Annotated in this window: 1 protein-coding gene; it reads left to right on the top strand. The window is 28.8% G+C overall.

Features of this window, described 5'->3' with window-relative positions:
• Nucleotides 1-370: 370 nt before the first annotated feature.
• Nucleotides 371-1,255: a hypothetical protein gene (locus M890_RS0113940; protein WP_028284104.1), complete on the top strand. Its 885-nt coding sequence runs from the start codon at nt 371-373 to the stop codon at nt 1,253-1,255.
• The last annotated feature ends 227 nt before the right edge of the window (nt 1,256-1,482 follow it).

Below are 1,482 nucleotides of genomic sequence, written 5' to 3'. Positions count from 1 at the left end.
GTGTCTTAATTATGGAAGTTGTTTATTTACTTACTGCTGAAATTCCTTCGGAATTTCATTGCGCGCAAATCACAACTTTCCATATGCAAAACGTTAGCAAACATTAACAACACTTCCAAAACTAAAAACTGAACAGTCTTCAAAAGAGACTTAAGTTAAATCATCCTTGAAATTAGGGTTAATCGCCTCTATTATAATGTTTTAAAACAATCCAATTTTGTTTTATCGATTGAGAATTACATTTAATCATTCTAAACTCACAGTTAATAAAGTAGCTCTTTATAACTTTAGAAATTAAACTGAATTTTGAATCACAATGAACACGAAAGCTGAAAAGTGAATAGAGTAGGCAATTTTAAAACTTATAGTTATGAAAACACAATCAATTATTAAATCAATTATTTTCAGTTTAATTTTAGTTCTTTTCTCATCTAATGTAAATGCAAATTCTATTGTAAAAGATAGTTGGTGGGAAACTGCTTGGAAAACAGCATTAGTGGATGCAGGAGGTGCTTTAGGAGGTGCTGGTAGTGTTGGGTCTCTTATAGGTGCAGGAGCAGCTACTCCTTTGGGAGGTGCAGCAATTGTTGGTGGTGCATTATTAGGAGGCGCGTCTGCATCAATTGGATATGCTGGAGCTGCAGGCCCATCCTCAAGCGGATATGGATCACTTCCAGCAACTTTTGGAGAAAATTATTATGATTTTATAGGAACCGAACATAATATATTATTATTTGAATATCTTAAATCAAAAAAGATATCTAAACAGCAATCTTTTTATGACTTTTCAAAAAGATATTTAAAATCTGAATATGAAGTAAGTTTAAAGTATTTAAGTAGTGATTATTTCACAAAACAAGATAAAGAGGTCAAAAACTTAAAATCAACAGAAGATATATTTAACTTTGTAATATCAAAACTTCCAGAATCTGTTGATAAACGTTATTTAACTTCCTTTTTAAAACAAATTTCAAATACAAGTAATATTGAGGACTTTTTAAACATCTCTAAAAAATACGAAAATTCTTTTTTTAATAAATCTGATTTAAAAGAAAATGATATTATTATTATGAAGACTTTTTTCTCAACCTTAAGACATAGTACATATTACTGGAATTACAAATTAAGAGATTGTAATAGATGTATAATAGATATTGAAAAAATGTTAAAACCAACTCCAACATTTCCTACTAAAAAAACTATTCCAAATACGAAAATTAACAAATCAACAAGAAAAGAATCGAAACAGAACTAAATAACATTTGCTAACACCGTATATAAAAAATAGCAGTTAAGAGCTAAACTTTAGGTTTAGTTCTTTTCTGCTATCTTTGTTTTTAAACTGAAAAATAACACATATTTATCTGCTACTTTTCATATACAACAACGTTGCCTACAATTGCAAAACTCAATTCAAAACGTGTAAAACCGAATATAAAAACCACTGATTTTAAGCTAGCTATAATTGTCTTTAGCTAACGT

It is taken from the genome of Olleya marilimosa CAM030 (assembly GCF_000518485.1).
Lineage (GTDB): Bacteria > Bacteroidota > Bacteroidia > Flavobacteriales > Flavobacteriaceae > Olleya > Olleya marilimosa.
The sequence above is the reverse complement of the archived record's forward strand: the minus strand, read 5'-3'. Positions and strand labels throughout refer to the sequence as shown.

Excerpts from the sequence above, each read along its gene's own strand:
- M890_RS0113940 (WP_028284104.1), top strand. The coding sequence starts at position 371 with ATGAAAACACAATCAATTATTAAATCAATTATTTTCAGTTTAATTTTA.